Source organism: Calditrichota bacterium (assembly GCA_020637445.1).
Lineage (GTDB): Bacteria > Electryoneota > RPQS01 > RPQS01 > RPQS01 > JABWCQ01.
In genome coordinates this window covers 1,210,698-1,227,552 of the sequence record JACJVZ010000001.1, presented here as the reverse complement: position 1 = coordinate 1,227,552, position 16,855 = coordinate 1,210,698, and the positions used below count along the sequence as shown (strand labels likewise).

Below are 16,855 nucleotides of genomic sequence, written 5' to 3'. Positions count from 1 at the left end.
TGGGTCAGAAAAGCGTAACTTGAGTTGTTTTCTGCTCGGTAAAACTGATTACTTATGATATTGTTTTTGTTGATATTGATTCCCGCTCTTGCCTTTGGCCAGCCCCGGGACAAATTCGGCATAGTTGACTACTCCGAGCCGAACCGGCACGCGCTGTGCCGACACGGCAGGATCGGTACACTCGACGACTCGCTTCATCAATACAACACGATCAAAATCTGGTCAGATCTAACCGTCGATCTCGACCAAGAGCACATCAGCGGGTCTGCGCGGTACTTGGTAGCGGTTGATGAAGCACCCTTGCCGCGAATTGACCTAAGGCTCACTTCGGGCTTGACCATTGACTCAACATCGAGCCTTTCTCACACGGTTGATTCCATCGGCAGAGTGGGCGAGGACTCCCTGCAGGTATACTTGAGTCCATCGCTGCAGCTTGGAGATACGGTTGATTTCACGTTGTTCTATCAAGGTACTCCGGATTCAATTGACAGTTGGGGAGGCATGCGCTTCGCCGGGGAATTAAGCTGGAAGCCGCAGATTTGCTATTCGATGGGAGACGGATTAGACATTCATCCGCCGCCTGCAAATTACAATTGGATTCCGATTTACTCTGATCCCAATGACAAAACCGAATGGGAAATCTGGCTGCACGTCCCCCCGCATCTCGTTGGTGTGAGCGCAGGGGCCAGACTTGACTCTGTCTTGCATGCGGATAGCACCAGTACGTGGCACTACCGGCTCGATCAACCCGTATCGACCTATTTGCTCTTTGTGTCAGTCTCGGATTACCTGATCATGACGCAACGCGAAAGTGATCCCGTAATCGAGAATTTCGTTTACCCGTCGCGTTGGACACAGGCGCAAACTCATTTCACGGCCGTTCCGGCCTGTCTGGACTCGTTTGCAGCGCATTTCGGGCCGTTTGTCTTTGACCGTTTTGGCTACAACATGACCCGCAAAGGTGACATGGAACACGTCACGTGCGTTTCGCACCGTGATGACCTCGTCGGGTCCAACAATGCTTACGATTGGCTTTTGTTCCACGAAATGTCGCACATGTGGTGGGGTGATTGGGTGACTATCGCGGATTGGCGTGATCTTTGGCTGAACGAGGGATTTGCTTCCTATTGCGAAGCGCTTGGCATGGAGTGGACGCGCGGCGAACCGGATTTTCGAAACTATGTCCGGGTCGATCTTCAAGTCGGCGCTCGAAATGCCGGAAGTTCGTCCACGATCTATGATCCCGATTACTATTGGGGAAACATCGTTTATGCCAAAGGCGGCTGTGTTTTGCATATGCTGCGCTGGGTCTTAGGAGATTCGCTGTTCTTCGAGACACTTCGAGACTATGGCGAGCAATACGCTTTCGCCAACGCGACGACCGCAGAGTTTCAATCTGTGTGCGAATCCCATTATGACTCGACGCTGCAGTGGTTCTTTGACGAATGGGTGTTCGAAGGAGTTGGTTATCCCCGCTACGAGGTGCTCTACGATATTTCTGGCGCGCCGCGGCTCACGGTCAACCAGCTTCAATCCACGAACAAATACACGATGCCCATCGAGCTCGCCGGATATGTTAACGATGCCGTTATTCTCGATACAATCTGGGTGATACCGGATCAAAATGGTGAGTGGTCCACTGCCGATATTGCCGATTTCGACTCCGTCTTGCTGGATCCCAACGGTTGGATTCTAAAGTCTGCCGTCCACCGTGTGATAACGTCCTCTTTGGAACAGATTTCCCTTCCGAAGAGTTTCGAGTTAAAGACTGCCTACCCCAATCCGTTCAATCCTGCAATCACTCTATCTTACGATTCCCCAGTCGCGCAAGAAGTCCTGTTTATAGCGTACAATATTCGGGGCCAACTTGTTTACGAGCAAAAGGTCCTCGCACATGTCGGAAGCAACTCGCTTGACTGGGATGCTTCCGCGCAAGCGTCGGGAATCTACATGTTAAGTCTGAATACCAAGAACGAATCACGCACGGTTAAGGCCGTGCTCCTCAAATAGCCTACATTCCTTTGGACGGTTTTCATATCGTCCTCCTAAGACTACATTTCCGGAGAAAACCTTGAGTAAGTACGTTTATACCTTCGGCAACGGCCAAGCGGACGGTCGCGCCGACATGAAAGACCTGTTGGGCGGAAAAGGGGCGAACCTCGCCGAAATGAACCACATGGGACTTCCCGTGCCTCCCGGCTTTACAATTTCGACCGAAGTTTGCACATATTACTATGCAAACGGCCGCTCTTATCCGCAAGAGTTGACTGCACAGGTGAAAGACGGCATTGCTTACGTTGAAAAACTCACCGGAGCAAAGTTTGGCGACAACCAAAACCCGCTCCTCGTTTCCGTCCGCAGCGGCGCACGTGCTTCGATGCCCGGCATGATGGACACGATTCTCAACCTCGGTTTGAATGACAAAACCGTAGAAGGATTGATCAAGCGCTCCGGTGACGCGCGCTTCGCTTATGATTCCTACCGCCGATTCGTCGCGATGTATGGCGACGTCGTACTGGATCTTAAGCCGCAAACCAAAGAAGAACACGATCCGTTTGAAGACATGCTTGATGCCAAGAAGAAAAAAGCCGGCGTCAAGTATGACTCCGAACTCACGGCTGATCAATTGAAAGAACTCGTCGGCGAGTTCAAGGCAGCAATTCGTGAACGCAAAGGCATGGCCTTCCCGGATGATCCGTATGAACAACTCTGGGGCGCCGTCGGCGCAGTCTTCGGTTCATGGATGAACGAGCGCGCGATCGTCTACCGCCGTTTGAACAAGATTCCCGAAAGCTGGGGTACTGCCGTCAACGTGCAAGCCATGGTCTTCGGCAATCTCGGAAACGACTGCGCGACGGGCGTGGCCTTCACGCGTGATCCTGCCTCCGGCGAAAAGGTTTTCTACGGCGAATTCTTGGTTAATGCTCAAGGCGAAGACGTCGTTGCCGGTACACGCACTCCGCAGCAAGTTGCTCTGAAGGCATCCAAGACGTGGGCAGAGAATCACAAGATTCCCGAAGGCGACCGCAAGTCAAAATATCCGTCCCTTGAAGAAGCGATGCCTGATGCTTACAAACAGCTCCTTGATATCTCCGACAAACTCGAGTCGCACTATAAGGACATGAACGATATCGAGTTCACAATCCAAGACAAGAAATTGTGGATGCTGCAGTGCCGTGCGGGCAAACGTACCGGTATGGCCGCGATTCGTATTGCCGTCGAAATGGTCGATGAGAAACTCTTGACCGAAGAAGAAGCTGTACTGCGCGTCGATCCGAATGCGTTGAACCAGTTGCTTCGTCCAATTTTTGACATGGACAAACTCAAAGCTGAAACTCCGGTTGCACGCGGTTTGAACGCTGGTCCCGGCGCGGCCACGGGAAGAGTCGTCTTCCATGCCAGCGACGCTGAAGAGTGGGCCGCCAAAGGTGAGCAGGTGATTCTCGCGCGTATCGAAACCAGTCCGGAAGATATTCGCGGCATGAACGCGGCGCAGGGTATTCTCACGCAGCGCGGCGGCATGACGTCGCACGCGGCGTTGGTCGCGCGGCAAATGGGTAAAGTCTGTGTCGCGGGTTGCGAAGCGATTCACATCGACTATTCGAAGGGAACGTTCTCGGCCAGCGGAGTTACTGTCAAAGAGGGTGATTGGATTTCTCTAAACGGATCGACGGGCGACGTCTACAAAGGCAATATTCCCACCAAGCCGTCCGAAGTGATTCAAGTTTTGCTCGACAAAACTCTTGATCCCAAAGATGCGCCGATGTTCCAGCTCTATGCAAAGATGATGGGCTGGGCCGACAAATACCGCCGTATGAAAGTTCGCACAAACGCAGATCAGCCCAATCAGTGCAGCAATGCGCTCGCGTTCGGCGCCGAAGGTATCGGTTTGACTCGTACTGAGCATATGTTCTTCGAAGGTGACCGCATTGATGCCGTTCGTGAAATGATTCTCGCTCCCAATCTCGAAGGCCGCAAGAAAGCTCTTGCGAAACTCGAGCCCTATCAACGGGAAGACTTCGTAGGCATTTTCCGCGTAATGAATGGGTTGCCTGTGACCATCCGCTTGCTCGATCCGCCGCTGCATGAGTTCTTGCCACATGGCGACGCTGCCGTGAATGACCTCGCGAAGAAGCTCAACGTATCCGCTAAGGAGATTGTAGCCAAGGTCGAAGACTTGCACGAAATGAACCCGATGCTCGGACATCGCGGTTGTCGTTTGGGCGTGGTTTACCCTGAGATCACAGAAATGCAGGCGCGCGCGATTTTCTCCGCGGCCGCAATCGTGAAGAAGGAAGGTATTGACGTGCATCCCGAAGTCATGGTGCCGCTCGTCATGACTCCCGGTGAACTGAAATCGCAAGGCGACGTAATTCGCCGCGTCGCTGCAGAAGTCTTTAAAGAAGCCGGTGTGTCCGTGGACTTCTTGGTCGGCACGATGATAGAGTTGCCGCGCGCCGCGCTCTGCGCCGATCAAATCGCTCAGCAGGCCGAGTTCTTTAGCTTCGGTACGAATGACCTCACGCAAACCTGCATGGGACTTTCCCGCGACGATTCCGGACGCTTCTTACCGCACTATGTTTCGAGTCAACTGCTTCCCGCGGATCCGTTTGAAGCAATCGATCAAAACGGCGTCGGCCAGTTGGTCGAAATGGGTACGTCGCGCGGCCGTCAGACGAAGCCGAAACTCAAAGTCGGTATCTGCGGTGAACACGGCGGCGAACCGTCGTCCGTGATTTTCTTTGATGGAGCCGGTTTGGACTACGTTTCGTGCAGTCCATTCCGCGTGCCGATCGCTCGACTGGCCGCGGCGCAGGCTACCTTAATGCATCGCAAGGGGTAACTCATCGGTCGATGCTGACTGAAGATTTCCTAACTCTGGCAGAGCCCGGCACGGCGCAAACGCGCGTGCTGGGCTCGCGCTTTTCTGCCTATGTCTGTCCCATCGATGATGAACCGGCGTTTGAGACGTTGCTTGCCGAGATGCGAAAGACCCACTACGACGCGACGCACAATTGCTGGGCGTACATAGTACGAGGGAATGACAACTTGATAGAGCGACAGAGCGATGACGGTGAACCCAAAGGTACGGCGGGAATTCCGATCTTGCAGGAAATCAAGAAACATGAATTGCAAAATTGCGGTGTGATCGTGACACGTTGGTTCGGCGGCACAAAACTCGGCACGGGCGGACTGGTCAGAGCCTATGGTGAGTGTGTTGCGCTCGCCTTGGATGCGACGCCCAAAAGACGACATCGAACGGGAGTGACTGCGGAAATCGAAGCAGACTACGACTTGCAGAGTATTGTCTATCAATTGGCCGGAAAATTCTCTGCGCCGGTTGACTTTTCCGCCACTGGAGACGGCACAAGGCTTTGTGTCAAGCTGCGTCACAATCAAGTAGAGGAGTTTTCGTCCGCATTGCTTGAACTGTCCGCAGGCAAACTCGCTGCAACAATTGGAAAACCATGGACCTCCTGATTCTCGTACTAATTGCGTTGGCACTTAGCGCGTATTTCTCGTCCATGGAGATCGCCTATACGACGTTTGACCGGATTATCATCGGCGGATGGAAAAAGGCCGGACGGATTGGTGTGCGTTTCGCGGACTTCATGTCGTCTGTTCCGGAGCGGTACCTGTTCACTACACTCGTCGGCAACAATCTGGCGATGGTCGGGTATTCGTTTGTGCTCGTGCTTTGGGCGGATCAGGCAGGTCTACCGGAATTCTTGACCATGGTGATCTCTCCTCTGATCGTACTTGTTTTTGGCGAGGTGATCCCCAAAACTCTGGGAATGGCCTTTGCCAACCCGATGGTCAGATTTCTTTCCGCGCCGCTCTATGTTTTGTTCTGGCTGTTCCTGCCAGTGCGGGCAATTCTAACGCCGCTCGAACGGATGATTCGCCGCAGCGCTGATCCGGCAACAAAAAACGTGCACACATATGACGTTTTGTTTAGACGTGAAATCGACTCTGTCCTCAGCCGGGCAAAACGTGAGGGCACGGTTACAGAGAAAGAGTCGGAGATTCTCGAACGGTATCTCCACAGCAAGGACGTGCGCGCCCGAGACATCATGACTCCCCGGCCCGTCCTGATCGCTTTGCCGGCAAATGCAAGTATGCAGGAAGTCATCGAGACCGTGACTGATTCACGCCACGGCGTCATACCCGTCTATGACGAAAACATCGACAATATCGTCGGGTTTTTGTATTCGCGCGACCTCCTGTTTCCTCGCGACTCCATTCGCGAGGTAATGCGGCCCGCGGCGTTTGTTCCAGAGTCCAAGATTTTGGTCGAGATGCTCGAGCAGTTCAAACAGCAGCGAATTCCTGCGGCTATTGTGGTCGATGAGCACGGTGGAACGGATGGAATCGTCACGCTCAAAGACATCTTCCGCGAGATGGTTGGACCATTGTATGAGGCCAGCGAGGATATTCCGAGCGGCAACATCAAAAGACTGGCCGCAGGAAAGTACCTTGTTTCAGCCCTCGCAGACCTCTCGGATATTGCTGAGGCAACAGGGTGGAGGCCGCCAGACGGCGACTATGCAACTCTTTCTGGCCTTTTGTCAGATCAACTGGGTCATATCGGAAGGCCGGGTGAAGAGATTGAAATTAATGGAATTGTCATCCGAGTGCTGGGAGCTACCCCGCGCCGCGTTGAGAGCTGTCTCGTAAAACTTCCCCCAGATTATGATGAGGAAAACCGGAGTAAATAAGCACTTGACTCTCCAATCCTAAGCCCCTATATTACGTGTCTTATTGCGGGGTGGAGCAGTCTGGTAGCTCGTTGGGCTCATAACCCAAAGGTCGTAGGTTCGAATCCTACCCCCGCTACAAAAAAGCCGTCGATGTTTCGACGGCTTTTCCTTTCGTGCAGAAACAAGAGCGGCGCGCCCATGAGGGACGCGCCGCTTTTTGTATTCAGTTCCGAAAAACTACGGCGTTGCAGAAGAAACGACGATGTAGAAATTCTGGAGCAGCGTGTTAGCCACGCCAACATGCGTAAATGTCGTGTTGGACGTCGATCCCACCAACGTATCGTACGGTCCGTTCACGTTCGTCGACGAGAAGATTCTGTAGAACGGTGCACCGGTCGATGTCCAGTTCAGCACGACGTCGCTGCCGCTGCTGATAATCGTTATCGTCGGCGCATCGAAATTAAATCCGCTCACCCGAATCATGCGGTTACCGTTGCGGGCATTGTCGGTCGCAGCGCTTTCAGCATACCAAGTATCGTCGCAGGCATCGTAAAAATAAGAATTGCCCGTCGGAGAATCCGTATCCAATGCGAATGCCACCGGACAATCGCGAGGCTCGATGTTCTTCACGCTAACATAGAACGGACCGGTAACCGGCACGCTGCCGAATACGACATTCGTCCATGCCGCGCCGCCGGGCAATCCGCCCACCACATTTGTAGTTCCGGTGGTGTCGCGCACAACCAACGTTCCCGGGCTCCCGCCTTGACCATCCGCCAGATATACGCTCACGATGACCGAAGCCTTCATTTCCGTCGGTGCAGTCGGATTCACAGCGTATTGAATTGAGCACAGGTTGAACGGGTAATTGGTTACGTCATAGTAGACAGCCCACTCAAAGTCCGGTCCGTCCACCCAGTTGTAGTTTTCGGCAGTACCGTCGTCGTGCGAAATCCACGGCGTGCAAATGTCTCCAACTTGGAACTTATACGTTCCACTGTTGGGAACGCGATCGGTCAGTGTTTCGGCGTCAACAACTTGCACATAGTATTCATAGTTGCCGTCCACCAACCCCGGAAGTGTTGCCGCATATTCATTCTGGTTTCCGGTTGCCGAGAATGCTACGGAATCAAACGAACCTCCGCCCACGACACGATAATATGCGCGCATGACGTCGGAACCAGGCGTGTCATCCTGCAGCAACGCCACAAACGTTGCGGCGCCGGAGGCCTGGTCAGCTTTCTGCTTATGAGTTACGACAGGTGCGACGCCGATTGTAAAGTCGGCATCGGATTCGTCGAATGCAGCGGGATATCCCACGCCCGAAACACGAATTCTTGCGTGATTGGTCGTCGGTCCCGTTGCAGTCCAAGCCAAACCGCCTGGCGCGGCTGCCGAAAGCACTTCCCACGTTCCACCTGGATAGTCGCGGTTCAGTTCGACCTTCGCCGGGCCCAATCCCGTCGCGGACCAAACGATTTCAACGTGACCGCCCGGCGCATAAAGCTCGCCGCCGTTCGGTGTGCTGAGCGAAACAGTGGGAACGATCAACGTAAAGTCCGCATCCGAAGTATCTCCAACCGCCGGGAAATCAACCGACATAACTCGAATACGAGCATTGTTCGTCGCGGAACCCGTCGGAATCCACGATTGCACACCGTCATTCGTCGTACCGGTGAACAAGTCTTCCCAAGCGCCGCCGGGATAATTACGATTTAGCTCGATGTCTACGGTGCCGGAAATTGCTGAGCTCGACCAGAGTACATTGAGCGGCTGGCCAAGGTAGTACGTTTCGCCGCCGTTCGGTGTTGCGACTTCAACGGACGGATTCAACTGCCCGGTTTCGTCGGTCGTGTACATGGTAGAGCGGCCGGCCGTAAGCGGTGCCGCACCCGGACCATAGCTGTTCCAGTAATAGTAGTCGAGACCAATCGCGTGATCTTCATTTTGAATACCAACGCTGGCATACGGATTGTCGTTCGTTGCATTGTTGGCACTAAGGTTAACGGTGTTGTACTGCACCTTGAACTTGCCGTCGCCCGTCGCAGAGGGATAGTGCACCGGGTCGTAGAGAATAATTTCAAAGATCTCGACGGCGCTCGTCCACAATGTGCGCGCTCTCCATTCGATCACGTAGTAGTTCTCTGCTGTATCGTAGTACGTGTAAACATTTTCAGTCGCACCCGAAACCCGTAAGTCGTCCCAGTAAGCCGCGATCATGTTCGGCGGGCCTATCGGCGAGCCCATGCGGTAGTTGCGGAAGTCGATCATTGTCGGATAAGAACCGAAGGCAATCCAGCCATTAGAACAAACTGTGATTTGACTGAAAGTATTTCCATAAAACATGAAGTTGAACGGAAGAGTTAGGACTTGTGTATCGTCATCGTCTTCCGCAGTATCACTCATGTTCAAATTCGTTCCGCTTCCGCCGATGGCAGGCGCAATTTCCAACCACTCGTAAGAAGACGGCGCGTTGGCCGGCTGAGTTTCCGTGTTGTCAAAGACGTAATACCCATACGCGTCCGGACCGGAAGGACTTGTCGACGTGAAAATGCCGATCGTCAGATCGAAATTCACACTGTCTCTAAAACCACTGTCGTCATACACGACAAGCTGCATCGTCGTCTCATGGCCGTTGAACATTGCGCTGCTTATGGCAATAGAGAAGGTGTTGCTTGCTGTGCTGCCGGTTGCGCCTGCGCTGATGTTTCCAAAAATACCTACCGAGTCCGTTACACTTACGCGCGGATCGAGCGAACGCAAAATTCCGTCCGCGCCAATTAGCGGTCGTGCTCCGCTGTTTGTGATTGTCGGAGTGAAAGTACCCGATTCATTCGGATTCAGGTTGCCGCCGGGACCGCCGAACGAGAAACTTGTGTAGGCAACGTCCGGTGCCGCGGGCGTCAAGTCAAGCCGAACAGTGTAAGGTCCCTGATCCGTCGAAAGATCAAGGAACAACTGAATCGGTTCGTTATTAAATACCGAAGAAACCGAAATCCTAAACGGCGAAGTGGGGTTCGCATTGCCGCCGGGAGCGATGTTGGGATACGAACGTGAACCATTCACGATCGTGATTCCTGCCGATGGCGACGTCAGCGTGCCGCTGATACTTGCCACGGTCGTTGACGTTCCCGTGTTGGTCACGTTGATATTTAGGTCAATCGTTTCGCCGGGATTCAGTACGTCGTCGTTGTTGCCGATCGTGCCGCTTATGTTGTCGTCGTCAATGCTGACCGAATTGTAAGTAAGATTCGCCGGAACGTTCGTAACGGTAATATTGCCAAGATAAGGGCGCTGATCTTCCTTTGTTACTGTAACGAGCATCGTGCCCGTGGTCGGAGTCGCGACCGGAAGGTTAACCTGTCCGTTTGCATTCGTATAGCCGCGGGCAAAAGTCTCGGTTCCCTTCAGTAGGCAAACCAGCGCGCCTTCGACATTTTGGAGACCAGGGTTCGTCACCGTCACGGTTACGTTGTTTGTTCCACGATTGATCGTGTTCGCGTGAACGACGGTGGTGGGATAAAGGCTTTTTGTCCAAATCGCTGTCGCCGGATCGCCCATCAGGTTCGCCCAATGGCAGAAGTTGTTTACAGGTGTGTTGTCAAACGTTGCGTAGTTTCTGTAGAGTTCAAGCTTGCCGGCAATATTGATGACGCCCATCTCATGAATGTCCAACGCGAAAATTCCGTACATCGCACCGGCGTCCACGATATTGTTGTACGGAACGTGAGTTCCGGATCCTTGAAGGCCGACGCAGCCAATCGCGCCGCGCGGCGACGCCGGAGTTTGTGTCGGCGGAATCAACCATTCTTCTGACAACCCTTGGCCAGTAGTCTGGAAGTTACCCGTACCACAGGTCATTGAATAGACCAAAGGCAAGGCGCCGCCGGTCGAATCCGTTCCGCCCACGGCAGGCGCGCTCGCCAATGCCGAATTCGTCATCTCACTGATCCAAGACATTCGGTGATTAAACACCGTGATCAGATCGTCCAAGATTCCGTTTATTTGGGTCGAGTTAATGGAGCCTGGAAACACGCCTACTGACGGACACGACATGCCATCCTGAAGCATGATTTGTCGCGTATATTCCTTCGTGGAAGGATTAGAATTAATTTGTGCCGTGTGCGCGGCGCAAAAGGACCGCTTGGTCCACGTGGGATCACCGAAGTATGGCGCTGATTCGTAATTGATCGTCTTGTTGACCAGCGCTTCCAATGTCAAGTCACTCTCCGAGGGAAGGCGGCCAACCGCTATGTCCGGTACGGGATCAGGGTTTGGTCCGCCTGCCGGTGTCACGACGCCATATTCATTGTCGAAAGTCGTGGAATTCGTCGGAGTGGAAAAAGTCGAACTTGCGCCCGGATCACCGAAGAAACATACGTACTCAAGGGCTCCATTCGTACTGTAGTACAAAGTAGAGATATACGACCTGATAAGCGGTTCCGTCGCACCCGTCTGTGCGAGCGTTACATAAGACGCGTCCAATCCTTTGCGGCGGTGCCAATCGACAAGCCGTTGAGCCTGACTCGTATTGTTCGTATTGTTCGGGCAGATGATAAGGTACTTGCCCGGCAGCACCGGCAGTTCGTCCAACGCGCTTCCCGCAAAATTCTCGAAGCGGTAGTATAGCTTCTTGAAACTCGGCGAAACAAACACCGGCGTGATCACAATTTCGTTCTCGCCAATTCCGCCAATGTTCTCGACTTCGACTTCGAGATTGTCGTAAACTCGAAGCTCACGGCGTGCCGGATTGTATTGAACCGGCGCCACGGCAAGTGATACGAATCGTACGTCGCGAAGAGTGGCAGGCGAAGAAATGACAGCGATATCTTGAGGATACCAAGCATCCTGCGAATAAATATCGCTGTCATAGGCGAAGTTCATTCCGTCGAGGCGGTTCGCAAGCGGTTCGCCTTCATAGGGCTGCTTCGGAGCGACGTCGATGTTGGGAACTACTGTGTATGACGAAGATGTTACAACCGCCCGCACGTTGCCCGTCGGGCTGATCATGATCAGTTTTGTGGAGCGCGGCAGATCAGGTTCGCCCTGTTCTATCGTCGTTCCTTCTCCGTGCATCTTGACGGAGGTGAACATCTGACCTTCAAGCGTTACCTGATCATATTGCAGCACGGGATCGTGAAAACGAACTTGCACTGCGTTTTGATCCGGGTCGATTACTTCAAATGGAATTGGCTGGACGTCCTGAGGACCCGCAAATTCCCAAAAGTTGGCCGGAGTCGCTGGAATTCGACTGGTCGACTGTCCGGTCTGGGCAGTCCCTGCAAAAGCATTCAATGTCATCAGGACTATTAGTCCTGCCATTACATGCGTGGCGCAAAATCTGACTTTCGTTGGCATCGGAGAGCTCTTTCTCATGTTAGCACATAAAATCTCTGAACCTATAATTTAATCGATTTCCGGCCGGATTGCAATTAAATAAGCGTTTTAGGAAATTTCGATTTGTTTGTCTAATTATAATATTTTCAAATATTAATAAGAAATTTTGGATAAGTGACCTGCCAAATCTTTCTCACATCCTCAATAGCCCGAAAAAAGGGCCGACACCTTGCGGCGCCGGCCCTTCAATTTACACAAAATCCTAATTATTGGCCGTTCCAGCCAACCACGTAGTAGAACTTCTTCAGGTCCACGGAAGCATTGCCCGTCAACGTTACGGAAGTCGAGGTCGTCTCGGCTTCAAGCGTTGGGAACTGGAAGTCAGACGTTGTACTGCTGAAGACCCGGTAGCCGGGATTTCCGTCCGGCTCCCAGCTCAACGTCACATCTTCTCCAGACACCGTAATGACGACCGCAATCGGGATGGTCGGATCATTCGAAAATCCGATGCCATAGACTTGCACGTCGTCAATGTACCAACCCTCCAAGTTCGTCCCGCCGTCTGAAGCAAATCTCCAACGGAACTGCACGTCGCTTCCGGCATAGGCAGAGAGGTCAAATTGCTCAGTTGCCCATTCCGAAATCGAGCCTGCATAACAAGGCTGCCCCGGAACGGGACCGGAATACGGAGCGCCACTGCCCGCAGAGTAGCGGGTCGTCTTGGGATATCCTTCAAGCGGATAGATCGTTTCAAACGGCGCTCCGTCAACGGAAATTTCAACCCAGCCGCCGTCGTAGGCAGAGTCCGGAAATGCCGATGACAATTCGCTGTCGATTATGTGCTCAAACTGCATCACCGCGTTCTCGGGTATCGCGCTGACCACCGCAGACGTTAGCTGAGCGTCCAGCAGACTCGCATGAGTGCCCGTGCCTGTGTCGCCGCACTTGTACGAATGGGTCGGGCTGTTGGCTTGTTCAGTGCTAATATGCCATTGGTCACCCCAGCCGTTCGGTGACGTGTGAGTCCAACCTGCCGCTCCGCTTTCAAAGTCGTCGCTCATGACAGTCAGAACCGTAGCAATCGTGAAATCGCCCGCACTGATATCCGTGGAGTCCGGCATGTCGATCGAAGTTAACCGGACGCGGCATGTCGCCGACGTCGGCGCAGGTGCCGCAAAGGTATACTGCCCGTCATTTGCAGTGTTCGATACGATGCTTGTCCACGGGCCCGAAACGCCATTTCGCGACAAGTCAATGTTGACGTTTCCGGTCACAAGCCCCGGAGACCACACGACGCTAACGGTCGAATCTTGCAGCCACAACTCTCCGCCGTTGGGTGAAAGCAAGGCGAAGTGCGGATTAACAACGCCAGTCTCATCAGTCGTGTACATAATCGCGCGACCATTTACCAGTGTAGTCGAGCCCGGTGTGTAGGCATTCCAATAACAAATCTCAAGGCCCTGCGTATGGTCGTAGTTCTGTATTCCTACGGTCGCATAGTCGTTGTCGAATGACGCGGAATTCGGATGAGGAGTTACAACTTGGTACTGCACCAATATCTTTCCGTCGCCGGTCGGCGAAGGCTCCGCATCCTGGCTGTAAAGAATCACTTGGAAAACTTGCGGTGCCACAGGTACGTCGCCGACGTGTCCAGTCCACATGCAGCGCGTGATCCACTCGATAATGTAGCGACCATTCGCGGCATCGCTCTTTACATAAACACCGCCGTTGGCAATACTGTCCACCACGAGGTCGTCCCAGTAGGCGCCGATCATGTTGGGAGGTCCTAACGGCGAAGCGATGTGATAATTGCGGTAGTCAATTTGAGTCGTATTGCCGAATGCAACCCAACCGTTAGAACAAATCGTAATCGTGTCATAGCTCTGTCCATAGTATTGGAAAGAGAATGGCAGCACGCGAGTCGAAATATCGTCCTGGTCTTCTCCGCCGTCGGTGAAGCCAAGAGACGTACCCGTTCCACCCAATCCCGGACAGATTTCAATCCACTCAAATTGGGGAGCGGCGCCCGGAGGTTGAGTGTCGCTGTTCTCATAAGCAATATAGCCGTATGCATCCGGTCCAGTCGGACTCGTCGCCGCGGCTATTCCCACTGCCTGAAGGAAATTCGTTGAATCGCGCACGCCGTTTACGTCCGTGACGACGAGTTGCATCGGAGCTTGGTATCCTGCCGGTGTCGTGATCAGTGCGGAAACGTTGAACGGATTGCCTGAGTTGTTCGCGTTCCCGCCTGCACTCACATTGCCGTATGTTCCCAGAGAGTCATTGACAACCACATACTGACTGAGCGAACGCAAAATTGCCGAGGCGCTGGAAAGCGCACGTGATCCGTCGTTGTTTATCGTTACGGTGAAAGTTCCCGTATCTCCCGGGTCGAGTCGGTTGTTTCCGTCTGGGAAAGATGCGGTTGAATAAGCAACGCTTGCCGCTTCAGGCGTCAAGTCCACTCTGACCGTTTGATTTCCGGCCGACGAATTGACCGACAAGTAAAGTGTCGCGGGTTCGTTGTTGAACACTGCGCCGACGGATACACGGAATGGCGAAGTAGGAGAACCCGTTGCGCCGACTCCGATATTCGGATAGCTCTGAACCCCATTTACAATGCTCACACCCGGCGTCGCACTTGTCAATGTACCGGTGATACCGGTTACCGTCGAGCTCGTTCCTGTATTTTGCAAAACGATATCCAAATCGACCGTTTCGCCCGGATTCAGAATGTCATTGTTGTCGCCGACTGTTCCACCCGTGTTGTCGTCGTCGATGCCGATCGAGCTGAAAGCAAGCGATGCGCCGACGCTGACTACGCTGATTGTTCCTTGATAGGGGTAGAGGTCCTTGCCGGTAACCGTAATGTACATCGTGCCCGTCGTCGGCAAACTTGTGGCAAGATTGATTTGTCCCGCCGCATCCGTGTAGCCGCGTGAAAAAGTTTCGGTTCCTTTGACCAATCCGACCAGTGCATTGGCAACGGGGTTGCCATCGCTCATAACGGTGACGTTAATGTTGTTTGTTCCGCGTGATACGGAAGTCGGATGCGTAACCGACAATGTTTGCGGCCGGGCAAGAAACACCGGAACACCCGGGTCGCCCTGCAAGTTGCACCACGCTGCGAAATTTGTAACGTCGGGCTGTTCAGCGCCGCCCGCGACGTCCCAATAATTCCTGTATAGCTCAAGTTTTGCGCCAACAACGGCCATGCCTGTTTCGCGGACGTCGTCAACGAAAATCGTCTGCATGCCTCCGCCGTCAAGGATGTTGTTATAACGGCTGTGCGTGCCCGCACCGGACATCCCTACGCAACCGATTGAATGACCGCCACGCACGAACTCTTCATTGAGAGCCGAGCCAATTGAACTGAAAGTGCCCGTTGCGCAAGTCACAACCCAAACTGACGGCAAGCGGGGCCCAACATTCACGCCTGACAGATCCGAAGTCGTGAATTCGCTGATCCAGGACATACGGTCATTGAAGAAGCACACCCCGCCGTTCAATCGTGATTGAAGAGTCGTCGTATTAATGTGACCACCAAATACGTCAAAGTATACGGTCGGCATTCCGTGATGAAGCATCATTTGGCGCATGTATTCCTTCGTCGAAGGATTAGAAGGCACGGAACTCGTATGCGCAGCGCACCATGCGCGTTCATACCAGCCTGTGTCGGTCATGTACGGATTGGATTCGTAATCAATCACGTTATTGATCATCTCGCCCAAGTCCGTCGTGGTTGTCGCCGGGAATCTCCCGACTGCAAGATCAGGGACCGGATCTGGATTGCCGCCGCCCATGATGGCGTAGAAGTTATCCAATGTTCCGCCGGTCGGAACCGTCAAGGGAGCCGACGAACCCGGATCGCCAACCAATGTGACATATTCCAGAGCGCCGTTGCTGGCCGCGAATTCGTTGACAATGTAGTCCCGAATGTTCGTTGACGTCGGGCCCGTATCGGTCAGTGTCGCAATGTGGGCGTCGATGCCGCGCTTTCTCCTCCAATCCACAAGCTGCTGAACGGCCGCTACGACAGTTGCGTTTGGATCGCATACATACAAATGGCTGCCCGGAAGCACGGGCAACTCGTCAAGCCAACTGCCTTCGAAATTCGGAATGGTTCGATATAGTTCCTTAAAGGCCGGTGAAATGAACCGCGGCGTATGGGTGATTTCGTTCGCTCCGTGGCCGCCGTGATTTTCTACCGTGATATCGACGCTCGTGTATGTCCTGACTTCATGCGTCACCGGATTCACCTGCACGGGAAATACGGTTACCAACACAAACCGCACATCGCGCAGCGTTGCCGGTTCGGAGATTCGAACGACGTCTTGCGGATACCACTCGTTTTGCTCATAGTATTCCGGCAGGGCAGTAACATGAGCACCGTCCAGCGCGTTATCTCCCTCTGCCAAAGGCACGTACGGGAGGGGTCGATGAGGAAGGAGGGAAGTCGAGAATTCAACGTTATTCAAGTTAATTCCGTAATTCCCTTCATTGTCAACCATCACCATGCGCACGATGCGAGGGATGTCCGGCGCGCCCGGAATATCTTCGACAGCTTCACCGTTCATCACAATCGCGCTGAACTGATTGCCGTCCAGTTCTTGATCGACAAACTCAACGGACGGAAGGGTAAAGGCCAAATCTATGTTCCGAAGGTCGGAATTCAGGACAGAAACGGTCGCGAAGTCCAAATCCTGCGGTCCAGCAAAGCGGCTTGGGATCGAGGGCAAAGGGGAGAGGCTTTGGGACGGACTTGCGATCCCGGCCGCAAATCCTGCTGACCCAATGACCAAAACCAATGTAGCTAA

6 protein-coding genes and 1 tRNA gene are annotated in these 16,855 nt (G+C 53.5%); 5 read left to right on the top strand and 2 right to left on the bottom strand.

The genetic code is table 11. The annotated features are described in order from the left end of the window. Positions 1-54 precede the first annotated feature (54 nt). The 5 genes from H6507_05145 to H6507_05125 all read left to right on the top strand — a co-directional run bounded on the left by H6507_05145 (position 55) and on the right by H6507_05125 (position 6,837). Positions 55-2,010, top strand: coding sequence for a T9SS type A sorting domain-containing protein (locus H6507_05145; protein ID MCB9368473.1), 1,956 nt, complete (start codon positions 55-57; stop codon positions 2,008-2,010). 61 nt (positions 2,011-2,071) lie between these two features. Beyond that, positions 2,072-4,843 carry a pyruvate, phosphate dikinase gene (locus H6507_05140; GenBank protein ID MCB9368472.1) on the top strand — a complete coding sequence of 924 codons (2,772 nt, stop codon included), beginning with the start codon at positions 2,072-2,074 and terminating at the stop codon, positions 4,841-4,843. Further along, the gene (locus H6507_05135) at positions 4,771-5,481 is read left to right on the top strand and encodes a YigZ family protein (GenBank protein MCB9368471.1); all 711 of its coding nucleotides are present in this window, start codon (positions 4,771-4,773) and stop codon (positions 5,479-5,481) included. Before H6507_05140 ends, H6507_05135 begins: the two co-directional genes overlap by 73 nt. Continuing rightward, the gene (locus tag H6507_05130; protein ID MCB9368470.1) at positions 5,469-6,719 is read left to right on the top strand and encodes an HlyC/CorC family transporter; all 1,251 of its coding nucleotides are present in this window, start codon (positions 5,469-5,471) and stop codon (positions 6,717-6,719) included. The genes H6507_05135 and H6507_05130 overlap by 13 nt, the downstream gene beginning before the upstream one ends. A gap of 44 nt (positions 6,720-6,763) precedes the next feature. Further along, a tRNA-Met gene (locus H6507_05125) sits at positions 6,764-6,837 on the top strand. A 101-nt stretch (positions 6,838-6,938) separates the two neighbouring features. On the opposite strand, the gene H6507_05120 is transcribed toward H6507_05125, so the two are convergent. Continuing rightward, complete coding sequence (locus H6507_05120; GenBank protein MCB9368469.1) at positions 6,939-12,059, bottom strand: hypothetical protein; 5,121 nt, start codon at positions 12,057-12,059, stop codon at positions 6,939-6,941. A 245-nt stretch (positions 12,060-12,304) separates the two neighbouring features. Beyond that, a complete protein-coding gene (locus H6507_05115; protein ID MCB9368468.1) occupies positions 12,305-16,777 on the bottom strand; it encodes an immune inhibitor A in 4,473 nt (1,490 codons plus the stop codon). Positions 16,778-16,855 lie beyond the last annotated feature (78 nt).